Below are 15,067 nucleotides of genomic sequence, written 5' to 3'. Positions count from 1 at the left end.
AGCTTGCGGGCCGGGCCGGCGCCAGGAATCCTGATGCAGCTCATGCGCGGCAGGCGCCTGCGCATGGGCGTAAAATCAAAACATCAACTCGGATTTTGGACTTGCTTTGAAAAACGCTTTCGCCATTGTAACCGTCTCCGGGCTGCTCGCAGGCCTGCTCTCGGGATGTGCTGTGTCGCCGCAACAGCAGTCGCTCGCCGCCGGCGAGCAGGCCATGTTCGGCCAGCAGCAATCCGCACCGCAAGAGGCCGAGCTGGACGCGGAAGAGCTGGCGGCCCGGCAAAAGGCCGAGGAAGAAGCGCGCCTGCCCAAGGTCGAACTCACGCCCGTCATGCTCGAGCAGCTGATGAAGGCCGAACTCGCGTTTCGCAACGGCGACTGGCAGGGGCCGTATCTGACCGTCTACAACCTGGCCCAGCGCACCCGCGATCCGCGCCTGGCGCGCCGCGCGGCCGAGATGGCGGTGGCCGCCAAGCAGGCCGACGACACCCTGGCCGCGGTGCGCCTGTGGTACCAGCTCGACCCGGAATCCGATGAGGCGACCCAGTATTTCGTCGGCATGGCGGTCACGTCCGACAAGATCGCGGAACTCGAACCGATCTTCGAGCAGCGCCTGCGCGAGGCGACGCCGGCCCGGCGCGGCGTGCTGCTGTTCCAGGTCCAGCAATTGCTGGGCCGTGCGCAGGACAGGGAAGCGGCAATCGCCATGCTCGAGCGCCTGATCGCGCCTTATGAGAACACGATGGAAGCGCGCGTCGTGCGCGCCCAGATCGCCCTGGTGCGTGACGACAAGGCGCTGGCCCGCCGCGAAGCCCAGGCGGCGTTGGCCGTCAAGCCCGACGCCGAGATCGCCCTCCTGATGCTGGCGCAGGTGACCGAGGACGAGGCCCAGGTGACGGCCTTGATGCAGAAATTCCTCAAGAGCTACCCGAAGGCGAACGAGGTGCGCGCCGCCTACGCGCGGGTGCTGGTCAACCGCAAGGATTATCCGGCGGCGCGGCGCGAATTCGAGCTGCTGGTCAAGGCCCAGCCCGAGAACGTCGCCCACCTGTATGCGCTGGGCATCCTGGCCACGCAGATGAACGACGCGCCCGGCGCAGAACAATATTTCACGCGCTTCGTGGAAATACTGGGGCGCAATCCGGAGGACGAACGCGATCCTTCGCGCGCGCTCCTGATCCTGTCGCAACTGGCCGAAGAGCGCAACGACCTGGCCGGCGCCCTGCAATGGCTGGACAAGGTGCCGGAAGGGACGGATGCGCAAACCCGCTTCAATGCCCAGCTGCGCCGCGTCCACCTGGTCGGCAAGGGCGGCGACGTGAACAGCGCGCGGCGCCTGCTGGCCGAGATCAAGACCGACGATCCGGCGCGCCAGGCCCAGCTCGCGGCGGCCGAGGCGCAACTGCTGCGCGACGCCGGCCAGCTGCAGGAAGCCTATGCGGTGATGGAAGCGGCGACCCGGCGCTTCCCGAAAAATCCCGACCTGCTGTACGACTTCGCGCTGCTGGCCGAAAAGCTGGGCAAGGTCGACGTGATGGAAGCGCAATTGCGTGAAGTAATGGCGCAGGCGCCGGACAATCACCACGCCTATAACGCCCTCGGCTATTCGCTGGCGGAGCGCAATGTGCGCCTGCAGGAAGCCTACGGCCTGATCGCCAAGGCGCTCGAGATGGCGCCGGACGACCCCTTCATCATGGACAGCATGGGCTGGGTCCATTATCGGATGGGCAACCTGGTGGAGGCCGAGAAATTCCTGCGCCGCGCCTATGATTTGCGCAAGGACCCCGAGATCGCCGTCCACCTGGGCGAGGTGCTGTGGCAGAAGGGCGATAAGTCGACGGCCGAAAAGCTGTGGCGCGAGGCGCGCGCCAAGGACCCGCACAACGACACGCTGCGCACCACGCTGGCGCGGTTGCGGCAATCCTTGTGAAATAATCGACCCTGGCGGCGGATGGCGCACAGCCGTCCGCCGCGTCCGGTTTCTTTATCATGCTCTCTTGAATTGTCCTATGCCGCTGACCCGACGTCTCACCTTGCTTGCCTTCGCCGCCGTTCTCGCCGGCTGCGCCACCGGCGCCGCCAACCGGTCCACGGCCACGGTCGGCGACTACCGCGACACCATCGACCTGTCGGGCAAGCTGTCGGTCAATTACCAGAAGGATGGCAGGCAGGAGTCGATCACCGGCAATTTCAACTGGGAACAGCGCCCCGAGGCGATCGACGTCGCCCTGATGTCTCCGCTGGGCCAGACGGTGGCCACGATCAATGTCACGCCCAATGCCGCGACCCTGGTCCAGGGCGGCCAGGAACGCACGGCAAGCGACATCGACAGCCTGACCCAGGAAACGCTGGGCTGGCCGCTGCCGGTGTCCGGCCTGCGCGACTGGCTGCAGGGCTATGCGCTGGACGCGCAGGGGCAGCGCTTTCGCGCCTCGCCGGCCAATAACAGCGTCACGACCAGGGATGGCTGGCGCCTGCGCTTCGTCGAGTGGCAGGATGCTGCCGCGGCCCAGCCGGTTCCGCGCCTGATCCAGGCCGAGCGCGCCGCCTCGGGCGACATCACCGACCTGGCGATCCGCATCGTCATCCTGCCGGCGGCCTGATCCATGCGTTCGCTGCACGATTGCCCGGCGCCGGCCAAGCTCAACCTGTTCCTGCACGTCACCGGCCGCCGCGCCGATGGCTACCACCTGCTGCAAAGCGTGTTCCAGCTGATCGACCGCGCCGACCGGCTGCATTTCGACCTGCGCGACGACGACCTGATCCGCCGCACCAACGAGGTGCCGGGCGTGCCCGAAGAGCAAGACCTGGTCGTGCGCGCGCTGCGCCTGCTGCAGGCCGAGTTTGCGCGCCGGCATGGCCGGCTGCCGCCGGGCATCTCGGTCAGGGTGGACAAGGTCTTGCCCATGGGCGGCGGGCTGGGCGGCGGATCGTCGGACGCGGCCACCGCCTTGATGGCGGCCAACGCCCTGTGGAAGGCTGGCCTGGGCCGCGAAGAATTGATGGCGCTGGGCTTGCCGCTGGGCGCCGATATTCCGTTTTTCCTGTTCGGCGAAACCGCGTTCGCGCAAGGCGTGGGGGAGGCGTTGCAGGCGGTGCCGGGTCCGGATTGCTGGTATGTGGTGATCGAGCCGGGTGTCGCGGTGCCGACGCCCGCAATTTTTTCTGCGCCAGATTTGACAAGAGATTCAAAGCCCGTCAGAATAGCGGACTTTTCCAGCCACCTCGATTCATGCAGTACGGTTGGGTTTGGGAAAAATGATTTGCAGGACGTGGCGATGCGCCTGTTCCCGCCGGTAGCAGAGGCGGTTGAATGGTTGAGCAGCCATGGCGATGCCAGGATGACTGGCTCAGGGGCGTGCGTGTTTTGCGCGTTCTCCAGCGAAGACGCTGCCGACCATGTGTTGGCGCAAGTGCCGGGCAAGTGGACGGCATGGAAGGCGAAGTCGTTGAAGACACACCCGCTGATGAAATCGCTCTTGCAAAATCAGGGAGTTATAGAATAAAATACTGCCTGTCGCAGCGCTGAGCAGCAAGATGTAGTGCCAAGCTACAACGCCCGCGGCAAGCAGTAACGATCGTGTAGGGGAATCGCCAAGTTGGTTAAGGCACCGGATTTTGATTCCGGCATTCCAAGGTTCGAATCCTTGTTCCCCTGCCAAAGTTTTCTTGATCTGTCGATGCCGAAGCGTCCAGCAAGAAATCGCGATACGGTGCCGAGCGCCGCATCAGCATGCTAATCAGCCGGTACAGCCGGCTGATTGTTTTTCTACCGTACAAACGCTTTTTACCCTTTTAGGACTCCCATGGCTTACGAAAACCTGATGGTTTTTACCGGCAATGCCAATCCGGCGCTAGCAGAGGGGGTCGCAAAAAGTCTCGGCATTCCTCTCGGTAAGGCAGTCGTCTCCAAGTTTTCCGACGGCGAAGTCATGGTCGAGATCAACGAGAACGTGCGTGGCAAGGACGTCTTCGTCCTGCAATCGACCTGCGCTCCGACCAACGACAGCCTGATGGAAATCATGCTGATGGTCGACGCCCTCAAGCGCGCCTCGGCCGGCCGCATCACCGCCGCCATTCCTTACTTCGGCTATGCCCGCCAAGACCGCCGTCCGCGTTCGGCGCGTGTCGCGATCTCGGCCAAGGTCGTCGCGAACATGCTCGAAGAAGCCGGCGTCGAGCGCGTTCTGATCATGGACCTGCACGCCGACCAGATCCAGGGTTTCTTCGACATCCCGGTCGACAATATCTACGCATCGCCAATCCTGCTGAGCGACCTGCAGAAGCGCAACTACGACGACCTGCTGGTCGTGTCGCCCGACGTCGGCGGCGTGGTGCGCGCACGCGCCCTGGCCAAGCGCCTGGGTTGCGACCTGGCGATCATCGACAAGCGTCGCCCGAAGGCGAACGTGTCGGAAGTGATGAACATCATCGGCGAAGTCGAAGGCCGCAACTGCGTGATCATGGATGACATGGTCGACACCGCAGGCACCCTGTGCAAGGCCGCCGAAGTGCTCAAGGAGCGCGGCGCCAAGAAAGTCGTTGCCTATTGCACGCACCCGGTCCTGTCCGGCCCGGCGATCGAACGCATCGCGAACTCGCCGCTGGACGAACTGGTCGTCACCGACACCATCCCGCTGAGCCCAGCCGGCGCCGCCTGCGGCAAGATCCGCCAACTGACCTGCGCACCGCTGCTGGCCGAGACCTTCAAGCGGATCGTCAAGGGCGACTCGGTGATTTCGCTGTTCGTCGACTAAGCTTTTTAGTCGCTGGTTTTCGCGGCGCGCCTGGCTCGATAGCCGGCGCGCCGTTGACGTATCAAAGCAAGTTGCAATACGCAGGTCGTTCCCGCGGAGGCGGGAACCTCATTTGCAAGCGCCTCGATGACGCTTGCAGTACTTGGGTCCCCGCCTTCGCGGGGACGACGCTGTCGTAGTGCTGCAGAAGTATCGATTTTCTTGAGCGCGCATTCCGGCGCTCGTTCTTGACCTCCCTGGTCGCGGGGATGGTCGCCACTGGGCAACCGGGCCGTGGAATTGTCTGCGGCATTCGGGCCCATTTATTTTTGGAGTTTCACATGAAAGTAGTCGCATTCAACCGCACTCAGCAGGGGACCGGAGCGAGCCGCCGCCTGCGCAACGCTGGCCAGACCCCAGGCATCATCTACGGTGGCACCGAAGCCCCGGCGCTGATCGCCCTGGACGGCAACGCGTTGTACCACGCGCTCAAGAAAGAAGCATTCCACGGTTCCGTGCTGGACCTGGAAATCGACGGCAAGACCCAGCAAGTGCTGCTGCGTGACTTCCAGATGCACGCATTCAAGCAACTGGTCCTGCACGCCGACTTCCAGCGCGTCGACACCTCGAAGCCGATCCACACCAAGGTCTCCCTGCACTTCGTGAACGCCGAAGTCTCGCCAGCAGTCAAGCTGAGCGGCGCCATCGTGTCGCACGTGCTGAACGAACTGGAAGTGTCGTGCCTGCCAGGCAAGCTGCCAGAGTTCATCGAAGTCGACCTGTCGAAGCTGGAAGCCGGCCAATCGATCCACACCGGCGACCTGGCCCTGCCAGAAGGCGTGACCGCGCTGACCCACGGCCAGAACCTGACCATCGTCACCACCTCGATCCCACGCGGCGCAGCAACTGCTGAAACCGCTGCCGAGTAATACCGGCTGATCGCGCCGCTTCGGTGGCGCATCGAAAAAACCCGCCACGGCTTGCCTGGCGGGTTTTGTTTTGTTGGGTTGGCGGCTTGCCGCCGACGCGGTGATGGTTGGCAGCGAGATCATCCGGCACGAAATCGGAACCGATCACAATCACCGCGTCGGCGGCGAAGCCGCCAACCCCACGGACATCGCTATGGCCTGCACCGAACATCGTTGTGCACGCCAGATAGCCCGTTTGAGCGATAATCGCCTTTTCCCCATAAGACCCACGCATGTCCATCCGTCTGATCGTCGGCCTCGGCAACCCTGGCCCGGAATACGAACAAACCCGCCACAATGCCGGCTTCTGGCTGGTCGACAACCTGGCCAACAGCCTGCCGGGTTGCCGCCTGCAGCGTGAATCGCGCTTCAACGCCCTGGTGGCCAAGACCGCGATCTCGGGCAACGACGTCTGGCTGCTCGAGCCGCAGACCTTCATGAACCGTTCGGGCCAGTCGGTCGGCGCGCTGGCGCGCTTCTACAAGATCAATCCGGACGAAATCCTGGTCGTGCATGACGAGCTCGACCTGATGCCCGGCGTCGCCAAGCTCAAGAAGGGCGGTTCCTCGGGCGGCCACAACGGCCTGAAGGACATCACCGCGGCCCTCGGCACCCAGGAATACTGGCGCCTGCGCCTGGGCATCGGCCACCCGCGCAGCCTGAACCTGCAGCAGGGCGTGGCCGATTTCGTGCTGCACCGTCCGCGCCGCGAAGAGCAGAGCCTGATCGAAGAATCGATCGACAAGAGCCTGCGCATCATCCCGCTCGCCTGCGAAGGCAAGCTCGACGTGGCGACGATGCAACTGCATACGGCCTGAGGCCGCGCTCGCCGCTTCCCCGGCTACCCGGCTCATCCGCCCCGCACCACGACCTGCGAGCGCAGGTCGCGCAGCATGCGCTCGAGCGCTGGCCGCATGCGCCGGTAGTCGTCGGGCGAACACGTGGCCGCCGTGTGCCTGAACTTGAGCTGGCGCCTGACCGTCACCAGCGCGCCGCGCCGCTGGTAGTGCGAGCGGTAGGCGAAGTTGGCATCAATCACCTTGACGGCGCGCGGCAGGGCCAGCACCTGGGCGCGCTTCGGCAGCTGGAAGCGCAGCTCGTCTTCGGCATCGATCGCCGGACAGACGAACTCCTGGCGCCGCTCGGGTTCCCGCGTGAACGCGAACACGGCGTCGCCCAATCCTCCCCAGAAGTTGTACGTGGTGGCCAACCCTGTCGGCCCCGGCAGTTGCGTGAAGCCGCTGCTGGCGCCGCGCAGCGACAGGGTGTAGTCGTCGGCCACGCTGTCGGTGTCGCCCGGCTCCAGCACGCCGCCGCCCTGTTGCCCCAGTCCTTGCAGCATGCGCTCGACGAAGCGGTCGCGCTCGGCCGCCGGCGTCGCGCGCACCACGCGCCGGTAGGGCTCGGCCTGGGCGCCGCTGCTGGTGCGGGTGACCTTGAAGCGGCTGCCGCCGTCGGGCTGGATGTCGAACTGGGTAAACGTGCGGCTGCGCGCCTGCTGAAAGAAAGGAATCATCGCGAACCCTCCCGAGCGCGCCAGCACCGCGGGCTTGCCGAGCAGCGCCGCCGGCAGGAAGCCGCCCGCCACCGATTCGGCGGTCGGATCGAGATACAGCTGCAGCGAAGGAATGTAGACGATCGCATGATTGAGCACGCCGAGCGTGGGCACGCCGGGCAGGCGATAGGCGTCGCCGTTATTGACCAGCGCCACCGTGCTGTCGATGCCGGAGCTGGCCAGCAGCGCCTCGAGCAGGGTCGCGTGGTCCTTGCAGTCGCCATAGCGGTTGGCCAGCACGCTCGATGCCGCATGCGGCACCACGCCGCCGGGGCCGAGATAGACGCCGACGTAGCGCACGTTCTTGCGCACCCAGTCGGAGAGGGCGATCGCGCGTGCGCGGCGGTCGAGGGTGGCGCCCGTGATGCTGGCCGCCAGCGCCGCCACCGTGTCGTCGGGCATGGCCTTGCCGGCGGCGCGCTCCTGGTAGGCGCGCGCGAAGGCGGCATAGTCGGCGAAGGTCGAGACCGCGAGCCGCTTGCCGTAGTCGAGATAGCTGACCGAATCGGCCTCCAGTCGCGCATTGTCGCCGTCGACGTAGCGCCAGGCATAGCGGCGCTTGCCGGGCGCGGGCGCGCCCATGCCCGTGGCCGGCGCCGTGGCAATCGCGTCGAAGCCGACCGCGTCGGCGTGCAGCGGCATCGAGGCCGGCATGTCGTAGACCAGGCGGAAGTCGCGCTGGCGCTGGAAGCGCGCTGCGGTCAGGTCTTCGAAGTGGCCGGGAAACAGCGGCGTGTGGCGCCGCACGACGTAGCGCACCACGACCTTGTCGCCGGCCTCGACGTCGGGGAACACGACGATCTTGAGCCGCGTGTCCTGGAACATCGGGGCGTCGAGCGAGGCGGCTTCTTGCTGGTCGCGGATCTGGTGCGGCTGCACCGCCAGGCGCCGGCCGTCGGCTTTCTCGGTGTGCGCCTCGACCGAGACGACGTCGTCGAGCGACTGGTTGTAGCCGATGTAGAACTGGGCGTGTTCGTGCAGCGCCGCGCGGTTGACGATGGTCTTGGCCTGCTCGACCGTGAGCGTGTAGGCGCCGCTGGCCTCGACCACGAAATGCTGGACGTGGCGGTCCACCACTACCGAGCGGTCGGTGCCGCTGTCGGCCTCGAGCGCGCTCGCCGATGCAGGCAAGCACAGTAATGGCAGCAATGGACACAGACGCAGACACAGCATGACGACGAAGCGCAGGGGCATGGCATTCTCCGGACACGCGACCGGCCCATGTTACGCAGCAGTACGGTCGCAGGATTGATCGGGCGCAAGTGCATGCTTCCTGCGATAATTTCGGCATGAAGGCGCTTACTTTTCATGCCGGGCCATCGGCCATGGCGCAGATCGCGGAACACGGCTTGCGGGCGCGGGACGTGGCCATCGTGCCGGCCGCCGCTGGCGGCCCCAAGGGGCTGATCTTCCAGTCGCTGGACCAATGGATGTTCGGAGAATGGTTCCCGTCGGCCCCGCGCGAACGCACGCTGATCGGCGCCTCGATCGGCGCCTGGCGCATGGCAGCCGCCTGTCAGAAGGATCCGGTCAAGGCCCTCGCCCTGCTGGGCGAGCTGTACGCGGGCCAGCGCTACACGAGCCTGAAGCCTTCTCCACAGGACATCGACGCGGTCGTCCAGGCCTTGCTGGGCGAACTGGTGCGCGGGCATGAAGACGACATCGTCAACCACGAGCATTACCGGCTGCACCTGTTGACCGCACGCGGGCTGCGTTCGCTGGCGTCGCCCGCGCACCGCCATGCCGAGATGCGCGGCTTCGTGTCGGCGGCGCTGCACAACGCCGGCTCGCGCGGCTGGCTGGCGCGCCTGCTGGAGCGGGTAGTGATCAGCGACGCGCGCAGCAAGGCGCCATGGCTGCGCGAGCGCTTCGACGGGTTCAATACGCACTTTTCGAACCTCACGCGCGCCAACCTGGCGCCCGGCCTGCTGGCATCGGGCACGCTGCCCCTGCTCATGAAGGCGGTGACCGGCATTGCCGAAGCGCCCGCCGGCAGCTACTGGGACGGCGGCATCATCGACTACCACCTGGCGCTGCCGTATTCGCGCGCCACGGGCGAGCTGGTGCTGTACCCGCATTTCAGCGAGCACATCGTGCCGGGCTGGCTGGACAAAGGATTCCCATGGAGAAGGGCAGCGCGCGGCGCCAATCGCGGCTGGCTCGACAACGTGCTGCTGGTGGCGCCGTCCAGGGAATTCCTGCGCACGCTGCCGCGCGCAAAACTGCCGGACCGCGCCGACTTCACCTTCTACGGGTTGAATCACGATGAGCGTGCACGCACGTGGAAGCGCGCCATCGGGGAAGGGGAGCGGCTGCGCGACGAGCTGGCCGAATTCGTCCTGCGGCCGGACCCGGGCCGCATCAAGCCGATCTAGCCGATCCAGGCTTGCCACAGTAGAAACCCCAGCGTTGCAACGGGCACGGAACGCGCCGTTTTTTGCGGCAGCCGGCCCTGTCCGGGTTACAATGCACGGTTTGGAGCGGTTCATCGATCGCTCGCGCTTATCGAATTAGGAATAGTATCCATGACCCTCAAATGCGGCATCGTCGGCCTGCCCAACGTTGGCAAATCCACCCTGTTCAACGCCCTGACCAAGGCCGGCATCCCGGCTGAAAATTACCCGTTCTGCACCATCGAGCCGAACGTGGGCGTGGTCGAGGTGCCGGATCCGCGCATTGACGCGCTGACCGCCATCGTCAAGCCGGAGCGCGTGGTCAAGGCGATCGTCGAATTCGTCGACATCGCGGGCCTGGTGGCCGGCGCGTCGAAGGGCGAGGGCCTGGGCAACCAGTTCCTGTCGCACATCCGCGAAACCGACGCCATCGTCAACGTGGTGCGCTGCTTCGAAGACCCGAACGTGATCCACGTGGCCGGCAAGGTCAGCCCGATCGACGACATCGAAGTCATCCAGACCGAGCTGGCGCTGGCCGACATGGGCACCGTCGAGAAAGCCATCCACCGCGAGCAGAAGAAGGCGCGCTCGGGCGACAAGGACGCGGCCAAGCTGGTCGCGTTGCTCGAACGCCTGATGCCGCACCTGAACGAAGGCCAGCCGGTGCGCACCATGGGCCTGGACAAGGAAGAGATGGCGATCATCTACCCGCTGCACCTGATCACCGCCAAGCCGGCGATGTTCGTGGCCAACGTGTCGGATACCGGTTTCAAGGACAACCCGCTGCTGGACCAGCTGACCGAGTTCGCCAACAAGCAGAACGCCCCGATCGTCGCCATCTGCGCCGCGATCGAATCCGAGATCGCCGAGATGGACGACGCCGACAAGGCCGACTTCCTGGGCGACATGGGCATGGACGAGCCGGGCCTGGACCGCCTGATCCGCGCGGCGTTCAAGCTGCTGGGCCTGCAGACCTACTTCACCGCCGGCGTGAAGGAAGTGCGCGCCTGGACCGTGGCGATCGGCGCCACCGCGCCGCAGGCCGCGGGCGTGATCCACACCGACTTCGAGCGCGGCTTCATTCGCGCGCAGACCATTTCGTATGATGACTTCCTGACCTACAAGGGCGAGGCGGGCGCCAAGGAAGCGGGCAAGATGCGCGCCGAGGGCAAGGAATACATCGTCAAGGATGGCGACGTGCTGAACTTCCTGTTCAACGTCTGATCCACCGGGCGCGCGAAGCGCCCGCCCACGACACAAGCCCTTCAATCCGAAGGGCTTGTTTCTTTTTGGCTTGGCAAAACAAAACAAGGCATGCCGTCTGGATACGGTTGAGCTACAGGAAAACATGAACGAAGCAGTCCAGAACCGTTTGCTGCCCTTGCCGTACTGGCGCGCCGCGCTGGCCGAAGTGAGCCTGCTGCATCCCGAGGTGGCGCCCGACAGCAAGCCGGTCGCGCTCGCGGAAAACGACGGTGCGTGGCGGGTCGCGCAAGCCGCGCCCGACCTGGCGGGCTGGATCGAGGCACAGTTCAATGCCAGCAAGCTGGAGCGGAGCGGCCGCATCCCCTTCGTGCTGATTCCGGCGCGCCTGGCGCTGGACGCGAGCCACGGCGCCAGGCAGGACGGCGCCGAGCTGCACAAGGGCGCGTCGGTGCTGTGCATTCCTTGCCTGCTCGATCGCCAGGGCCTGCTGTCGCCCGACCCCGAGCGCATGCCTTGGATCCCGCGCGAGCTGCTGGAACCGACCCTGGGGCGCACCTCGGTCGGCGCGCTGGCCAGCGTCGACGACTTCATCGGCGCGCTGCCGGAACAAGCCACCGGCATGGGCGACACCTTCCAGCTGGCGGCGCGCCTGTTCGCAGCCGTGACGGGGGTCGGGCTGCCCGCTCTGTCGTCACTGCTGCCGGCTGGGGAGGGGAAGCGGCTGCCGGATTTCGCGCTCCACGAGCACCGCCTGGTGTCGGGCTGGCACGGCATGCCCTACGAGCCGCCGGTCGTCGCGCGGCACCTCCTGAAGCTGTACGATCGCATCATCGCCGAGGGGCCGCCCACGCCGCTCCTTGACACCTTGCGCACCGTCGCCGCCAGCGCGGCGCGCGCGCCGCTGCCCTTGCAGCAGGCCGCGCCGTACGATGGCAAGACGGTCGGCCACATGCATCCGCTGCACCACCTGTCGCCGTCCCAGCGCACGGCGATGGTCGAGCTGCAGCGCCTGGGCGAGGGGCAGATCCTGGCGGTGAACGGGCCGCCCGGCACCGGCAAGACCACCTTGCTGCACAGCGTGGTCGCCCAGCTCTGGGTCGACGCGGCCCTGGCCGGCGGCGATTGTCCGCTGATCGTGGTCGCCTCGACCAATGTGAAGGCGGTCGAGAACGTGCTCGACAGCTTCGCGAAAATCGCGGCCGAGACCGGGCATCGGCGCTGGCATCCCTACGGGCGCGGCTTCGGGCTGTTCCTGGCGTCCGAATCACGCCAGAGCGCGCATCCGGCCTGCACCGGCAAGAGCCACCCCTTCGAGGAGTTCGAGACGCCGGACATGCTGGTGGCCGCGGAGCGCCATTACCTCGACTGCGCGGCCATGCATTTCAGGCGGCGCGGCGACGGCGTCGGCACCGTGGTCCACGACCTGCACGCCGAACTGAAAGGGCTCGCCGCGCGCCTCGACGCCCTGGTGGCGGCGCGCCATGCGCTGTTCCATGCGCTCGGCCAGGACATCGACGACGGCGCCGTCGCCGCGTACCGGGTCTTGCTGGCGACCTTGAACGAGGGGCTCACGCGTTGCCGCGAGCAGCTGGCGCGGCTGCGCGATCGCCGGAACGAGAGCGATCAGGCCGCCGACGCCGCCTTGCGCGCCTACGAGGCGCGCCGCGACGACATCATGCGCGCCGAGAAGGCGTGGGCGGCCTACCTGGCCGACGCCTCGGTCTGGCTCGATCTCTTCAGTTTCGTGCCGGCAGTGCGCCGGCGCCGCATGGCGCGCGACCGCCAGGTGCTGATGGCGCATCCGCTGACCGCCGACCTCCAGCACCGCGCCGACGGCATGCCGGGACACTTCCATACGCTCAAGAAGGAAGCGCTGCAGCACAAGAACGACACCCTGGCCGAGCTGCTCGCCTTGAACGAGGCGCTCGCGCGCCAGAGCGACGACGTCAAGCAGGAGATGGCGCTGCTGGAGCAGGAGCGTGCCCGCGTCACCGGCGCCTTCGCCGCCTGGCGCGACGTGGCCGGCGACGATCCGGAACTGCTCGACGCCAGCCTGGCCAACCTGAACGACCACCTGGACAAGAAGGTACGCGCGCGCATGTTCGCCGTCGCCGACTGGTACTGGTCGGGCCAGTGGATCCTGGAAGTGCGGCACCGGATCAGGAGCGGCATCAAGGATACCAAGGGACGCCGCAAGCTCGAAGCGAAGTACCGCCGCTTCGCCAAGCTCTCTCCCTGCATGGTGTCGAACTTCCACATGGCGCCGTCGTTCTTCACCGCCTGGGAAGGCGAAGACATGCCGTTCTGGAATACGATCGACCTGCTGGTGGTGGACGAGGCAGGACAGGTCTCGCCCGATATCGGCGCGCCGATGTTCGCCCTGGCGCGGCGCGCTATGGTGGTCGGCGACACGTTCCAGATCGAGCCGGTCTGGAACGGCGGCGAAGCGACCGACCGCGCCAACGCCGTCAAGTTCGGCCTGGCGCCGGCCTTCCACGACCCCGCCTACGAACGCCTGGCGCAGGCCGGGTTTGCGTCGGCCAGCGGCAGCCTGATGCGCATCGCCAACCGCAGCTGCACGGTCCGGCAGTACGAGGACATCGGCGGCCTGATGCTGACCGAACACCGGCGCTGTGTGCCGGAACTGATCGATTACTGCAACCGGCTGATCTACGCCTGCCGCCTCGCGCCGAAACGCGCGTCGCTGCCGCCGGCGGAGCGGATCCTGCCGCCATTCGAGCTGATCCACGTTGGCGGCAGGGATGTGCGGCGCGGCGGCAGCCGCCAGAACGACGCCGAGGCGGCCGCGGTGGTCGATTGGCTCAAGGCCCACCGCGAGGCCATCGAACGGCATTACCTCGATGATGCGGGCAAGCCGACGCCGATCTGGGCCCTGGTGGGCATCGTGACCCCGTTCGCAGCCCAGGCGGGCGCGATCGAGCGGCGCCTGCGCCGCGACATGCCGGACCTGCTGCGCAAGGACAGCCGCCTGACGGTCGGCACCGTGCACGCGCTGCAGGGAGCCGAGCGCGCCATCGTGCTGTTTTCGCCGACCTATGGCGACAGTTTCACTGGCGGCGCCTTCTTCGACCAGAAGCCGAACATGCTCAACGTCGCGGTATCGCGCGCCAGGGACAGCTTCATCGTCATCGGCAACCGCAAGGTGTTCGATGCGGGCCGGCCTGCGCTGCCGTCCGGCCTGCTGGCGACGTATCTGGTGGAACGCAGCCGCGAGACGGTCGAGGGCTAGCGGGCAGGGCGGCCGATGCCATCGGATCCGCCCTTCGGGATCGCGCCGGCAACGCCGATTGCTGCCATACTGATGGCTTCTTTCCGCCTCCCTCAATCACAGCATGGCCATCGTCTCCGAACTCTTCCTTTATCCGATCAAGTCCTGCGCCGGCCTGTCCGTGCTTGACGCGACGCTGGCCCTTGACGGCCTGTCGGCCGGCGGCGTGCACGACCGCGAATGGATGGTGGTGACGCGCGAGGGCCTGTTCCTGACCCAGCGCGAATACCCGCGCATGGCCACCATCGCGCCGCGCGTCGAAGGGGATGCACTGGTGGTCGAGGCGCCCGGCCTGTCTCCGATCCGCCTGCCGCTGGCGCACGCGCCCGAGGCGCCGGCGATCGAGGTGCTGATCTGGGACGACCACGTCCTGGCCGCCGACTGCGGCGAGGATGCCGCGGCATGGTTCACGGACGCCGTCGGCGCGCCATGCCGCCTGGTGCGCTTCCGCCCGGACGTCGTGCGCCCGAAGATCAGCCCATGGACCGGCGGCTTGCCTGCCGCCGCCCGCTTCTCGGACGGCTACCCGATCCTCCTGATCGGCCAGTCCTCGCTCGACGACCTGAACCGCAAGCTGGCGCAGGCCGGCCGCGCCGCGCTGCCCATGAACCGCTTCCGTCCCAACGTGGTCGTGGAAGGCATCGACGCCTTCGAAGAGGATTTCGTGGCCGTTTTCAGCGACGACGACGTCAGCCTGCGCCCGGTCAAGCCCTGCGCGCGTTGTCCGATCCCGTCGGTCGACCAGGCCACCGGCATTCCCGGCCCTGATCCCCTCGACATCCTGCAAACCTACCGCGCCAACGCCCGCATGGATGGCGCGGTGACGCTGGGCATGAACGTCATCGTCCAGGACGGCATCGGCCGCACGGTGCGCGTCGGCCAGGAACTAAACGCCGAGCTCGCTTTCTAAGTAATTCTAA

The 15,067-nt window shown here is 66.6% G+C and carries 12 protein-coding genes and 1 tRNA gene; 11 read left to right on the top strand and 2 right to left on the bottom strand.

The window, feature by feature from the left end; translation table 11 throughout:
* The first annotated feature begins 106 nt into the window (after window positions 1-106).
* The 6 genes from ACZ9AQ_RS00320 (at window position 107) to ACZ9AQ_RS00295 (ending at window position 5,665) form a co-directional block, all read left to right on the top strand.
* On the top strand, window positions 107-1,930 hold the full coding sequence (locus ACZ9AQ_RS00320; protein WP_429201663.1) for a tetratricopeptide repeat protein: 1,824 nt from the start codon (window positions 107-109) through the stop codon (window positions 1,928-1,930).
* Between the two features lie 79 nt (window positions 1,931-2,009).
* Window positions 2,010-2,603, top strand: a complete 594-nt coding sequence (lolB, locus tag ACZ9AQ_RS00315) for a lipoprotein insertase outer membrane protein LolB (RefSeq protein WP_429201664.1) — start codon at window positions 2,010-2,012, stop codon at window positions 2,601-2,603.
* A gap of 3 nt (window positions 2,604-2,606) precedes the next feature.
* On the top strand, window positions 2,607-3,506 hold the full coding sequence (ispE, locus tag ACZ9AQ_RS00310) for a 4-(cytidine 5'-diphospho)-2-C-methyl-D-erythritol kinase (protein WP_429201666.1): 900 nt from the start codon (window positions 2,607-2,609) through the stop codon (window positions 3,504-3,506).
* A gap of 78 nt (window positions 3,507-3,584) precedes the next feature.
* A tRNA-Gln gene (locus ACZ9AQ_RS00305) sits at window positions 3,585-3,661 on the top strand.
* A gap of 145 nt (window positions 3,662-3,806) precedes the next feature.
* Window positions 3,807-4,757, top strand: a complete 951-nt coding sequence (locus ACZ9AQ_RS00300) for a ribose-phosphate pyrophosphokinase (protein WP_429201667.1) — start codon at window positions 3,807-3,809, stop codon at window positions 4,755-4,757.
* Window positions 4,758-5,077: 320 nt separating this feature from the next.
* A complete protein-coding gene (locus ACZ9AQ_RS00295) occupies window positions 5,078-5,665 on the top strand; it encodes a 50S ribosomal protein L25/general stress protein Ctc (protein WP_429201669.1) in 588 nt (195 codons plus the stop codon).
* Here the strand turns inward: ACZ9AQ_RS00295 and ACZ9AQ_RS00290 are convergent.
* Window positions 5,613-5,945 carry a hypothetical protein gene (locus tag ACZ9AQ_RS00290; protein WP_429201671.1) on the bottom strand — a complete coding sequence of 111 codons (333 nt, stop codon included), beginning with the start codon at window positions 5,943-5,945 and terminating at the stop codon, window positions 5,613-5,615. The genes ACZ9AQ_RS00295 and ACZ9AQ_RS00290 overlap by 53 nt on opposite strands.
* Here ACZ9AQ_RS00290 and pth point away from each other — a divergent pair.
* Window positions 5,938-6,522 (top strand): aminoacyl-tRNA hydrolase, encoded by a 585-nt coding sequence (pth, locus tag ACZ9AQ_RS00285; protein ID WP_429201673.1) that lies wholly within the window; start codon window positions 5,938-5,940, stop codon window positions 6,520-6,522. The genes ACZ9AQ_RS00290 and pth overlap by 8 nt on opposite strands.
* Before the next feature lie 32 nt (window positions 6,523-6,554).
* Here the strand turns inward: pth and ACZ9AQ_RS00280 are convergent, their stop codons facing one another.
* Window positions 6,555-8,453 carry a DUF3857 domain-containing transglutaminase family protein gene (locus ACZ9AQ_RS00280; RefSeq protein ID WP_429201675.1) on the bottom strand — a complete coding sequence of 633 codons (1,899 nt, stop codon included), beginning with the start codon at window positions 8,451-8,453 and terminating at the stop codon, window positions 6,555-6,557.
* 95 nt (window positions 8,454-8,548) lie between these two features.
* On the opposite strand from ACZ9AQ_RS00280, the gene ACZ9AQ_RS00275 reads away from it, so the two are divergent.
* The 4 genes from ACZ9AQ_RS00275 (at window position 8,549) to ACZ9AQ_RS00260 (ending at window position 15,057) form a co-directional block, all read left to right on the top strand.
* Window positions 8,549-9,634: a patatin-like phospholipase family protein gene (locus ACZ9AQ_RS00275; RefSeq protein ID WP_429201677.1), complete on the top strand. Its 1,086-nt coding sequence runs from the start codon at window positions 8,549-8,551 to the stop codon at window positions 9,632-9,634.
* Between the two features lie 150 nt (window positions 9,635-9,784).
* Window positions 9,785-10,876 (top strand): redox-regulated ATPase YchF, encoded by a 1,092-nt coding sequence (ychF, locus tag ACZ9AQ_RS00270; protein ID WP_429201679.1) that lies wholly within the window; start codon window positions 9,785-9,787, stop codon window positions 10,874-10,876.
* Window positions 10,877-11,000: 124 nt separating this feature from the next.
* Complete coding sequence (locus ACZ9AQ_RS00265; RefSeq protein ID WP_429201681.1) at window positions 11,001-14,108, top strand: DEAD/DEAH box helicase; 3,108 nt, start codon at window positions 11,001-11,003, stop codon at window positions 14,106-14,108.
* A 103-nt stretch (window positions 14,109-14,211) separates the two neighbouring features.
* Window positions 14,212-15,057: an MOSC domain-containing protein gene (locus ACZ9AQ_RS00260; protein ID WP_429201683.1), complete on the top strand. Its 846-nt coding sequence runs from the start codon at window positions 14,212-14,214 to the stop codon at window positions 15,055-15,057.
* The last annotated feature ends 10 nt before the right edge of the window (window positions 15,058-15,067 follow it).

This window comes from Massilia sp. UYP34 (assembly GCF_056279385.1).
Note: the sequence above shows the minus strand (reverse complement) of the source record. Positions and strands in the feature narration are given on the sequence as shown.